The sequence below is a fragment of the bacterium genome, assembly GCA_024224155.1.
Classification (GTDB): domain Bacteria; phylum Acidobacteriota; class Thermoanaerobaculia; order Multivoradales; family JAHEKO01; genus CALZIK01.
Genome location: JAAENP010000044.1, coordinates 1 through 617 on the forward strand (window position 1 = coordinate 1; position 617 = coordinate 617).

The following is a 617-nucleotide window of genomic DNA, read 5'->3' on the forward strand; positions in this document are numbered from 1 at the left end:
GGTCACCCTCGGCGGTCCGATCAAGAAGGACAAGGCCTGGTTCTTCGGCGCCTTCGAGATCCTCCGCGACGCCTACAACGAGGTCGGCGACCCTTCCGGGTTGCCCTACGAGATCTTCTCGGACCGGTACGCCCTCAAGCTCAACTGGGCGCCGACGCAGAGCCTCAGCTTCCAGGCCAAGTATCACGTCGACAACTGGCCTTGGAGGTTCTCCGATGCGTTCGAGACCGCCTCGGCGAGCGGCACGGAGGGTGACGAGAATCCTGCATGGGGCCTCCGGTTCGACAAGGTCATAAGCTCGAATACGTTCCTCGAGGTCGCCTACTCCGGCTATGACGGCATCGACATCTACGAATCCCGCACCGGCAGTCAGGAGGATCCCTTCATCGACTACTCGCCGCCCGGCGGCGGTCCGGAACACTACAGCGGCGGACTCTATTTCCCGTGGAGCTGGGACACCTCCCAAGAAGCCGTCGACGCGACCGTCTCGACCTATGCTGACGACTTTCTCGGCGGCGATCACGAGTTCAAGTTCGGCGTTACCTACAGCACGGGTACGGCTAAATCGACCATTTCCGGCGGTGTCAACGGCCGCTACTTCTACCGCTACGTGTACA

Annotated in this window: 1 protein-coding gene; it reads left to right on the forward strand. The window is 61.8% G+C overall.

Annotated features, from left to right (window positions below; translation table 11 throughout):
• A partial coding sequence (locus GY769_02730; protein MCP4200832.1) for a hypothetical protein occupies positions 1 to 617 on the forward strand: 617 nt, incomplete at both ends.